3 protein-coding genes are annotated in these 1,634 nt (G+C 74.3%); 2 read left to right on the top strand and 1 reads right to left on the bottom strand.

Features of this window, described 5'->3' with window-relative positions:
* Together E7Z54_RS12835 and E7Z54_RS12830 are read left to right on the top strand one after the other, a co-directional pair.
* A partial coding sequence (locus tag E7Z54_RS12835; RefSeq protein ID WP_168798307.1) for a S8 family serine peptidase occupies positions 1-604 on the top strand: 604 nt, incomplete at its 5' end.
* A complete protein-coding gene (locus E7Z54_RS12830; RefSeq protein ID WP_206056185.1) occupies positions 601-1,197 on the top strand; it encodes a GNAT family N-acetyltransferase in 597 nt (198 codons plus the stop codon). The genes E7Z54_RS12835 and E7Z54_RS12830, both read left to right, overlap by 4 nt.
* A gap of 6 nt (positions 1,198-1,203) precedes the next feature.
* Here E7Z54_RS12830 and E7Z54_RS12825 read toward each other — a convergent pair.
* A partial coding sequence (locus E7Z54_RS12825) for an FHA domain-containing protein (RefSeq protein ID WP_136434277.1) occupies positions 1,204-1,634 on the bottom strand: 431 nt, incomplete at its 5' end.

The following is a 1,634-nucleotide window of genomic DNA, read 5'->3' as shown; positions in this document are numbered from 1 at the left end:
CAGCGGTGACCCAGCGGCACGCGTCCTGAAGCCCGACCTGGTGGCCGAGGGCACGTCCGTCATGGCGGCGGTCCCCGGCGGCTGGGACGTGGTCTCCGGAACCTCGGTCGCCGCCGCCCGTGTCAGCGGCCTGGCCGCCGTCCTGCTCAGCCGACCTGGAGCGACGCCCGGCCGCGTGCGCTCGGCGCTGCTCACCACGGCCCACCCGCTGGCCGACATCGGCCTGAGCAGCGGTGCCGGCGAGGCGGTGCTCCATCCCACACCGAGCCTGGTGGCCGCCGTCCCCGCCCGGCACTACCGGGAATGGCTCACCGGCGACCGCGCCACCGTCAACCAGCCGCACCTGCTGCTGAGCAACGGCGTGCACCGTGGTCGTCGTACGCTCACGAACGTGGGACGCCGACCGGTCAGGATCAGCGCGAGCGTCGAGGGCTTCGAGGGCGCTGCCACCGTCACGCCCGCCACCGCGGTGCTCCGCCCGGGCGCCTCGCTCCGGTTCGAGGTGCTGGCCGAGGGCCTGCCCCGCAGGTCCGACGACGGCGCCGTGGTGTGGCGCACGGGCGCCGGACGCGAGACGCGGATCGCGGTGGTGGTGACCCGGTGAGCGTCGAGGCCGCGCCCCGACTCGCGCCGCCAGCGCTGCCGGTCCGCACCGAACGGCTGATGCTGCGCACAGTGCAGCCCGGTGACCGCGAGGCGATCGGTCGCTACTGCGGCGACGACGAGGTGACCCGCTACCTCCCGTTCCCGTCGCTCGACGACGAGGCGCTGACAGCCCGGATGAGCCGGCTGGTCGCGGCGACCGCGCCGTCGGTGCCGGACGAGTTCCTCGCTCTGGCCGTCGAGCACGAAGGGACGCTCGTCGGTGACCTGATGCTGCGCTTCACGGACCGTCACGGCCCCACCGACCCACCTGCGATCGCCGAGCTGGGCTGGGTGTTCTCACCCGAGCACGGCGGCCGCGGACTGGCGACCGAGGCGGCCCGGGCCCTCGTCGACCTCGCCTTCGCGCACTACCCGCTGCACCGACTCATGGCCAGACTGGACCCGCGGAACGTCGCCTCGGCCCGGCTGTGCGAGCGGATCGGGATGCAGCTCGAAGGGCACACACGGGAGGACTACGCCGAGCGGGACGGGACTTGGAGCGACACCGCCGTCTACGGCCTGCTCCGCCGCGAGTGGACGCCCGCGCGCTGAGTCGGCCTAGGGCTCGCGTGCGACCCGCATGGTGCGGTCCCCGAACCGGACGGCGTCCCCGTCCAGGAGGGTGCTGGGGCGACCGGGGGTGAGGGCCTTCGACAGGCCCTTGCGAACGACGTAGGACCCGTTGGTCGAGCCGCGATCCATCACGACCAGGGCTCCGTCGGGCGCGACCTGGAACTGCGCGTGGGTCTTCGACAGCGACATGTCGCTCGACCTCAGCGGCACCACGTGGCGCACCGGCTCGCCAGCACGTGCCTCCGGTCGCCGGCCGACGATCGCGAGGCCTTCCACCACGAAGGACTCTCCGGTGTCGAACTCGACCCGCCAGCGCGGCCCGGCCGGCCCGGGTGTCGCGCCGCGAACCTGGGTCGAGGCGGACGCCTGTCGCGCGGCGGCCGAAGCGGGGACGCGCGCGGACGTAGTGGCGGGGT

This window comes from Nocardioides sp. (assembly GCF_004803405.1).
Lineage (GTDB): Bacteria > Actinomycetota > Actinomycetes > Propionibacteriales > Nocardioidaceae > Nocardioides > Nocardioides vastitatis.
This window is presented reverse-complemented; position numbering and strand designations above follow the sequence as displayed.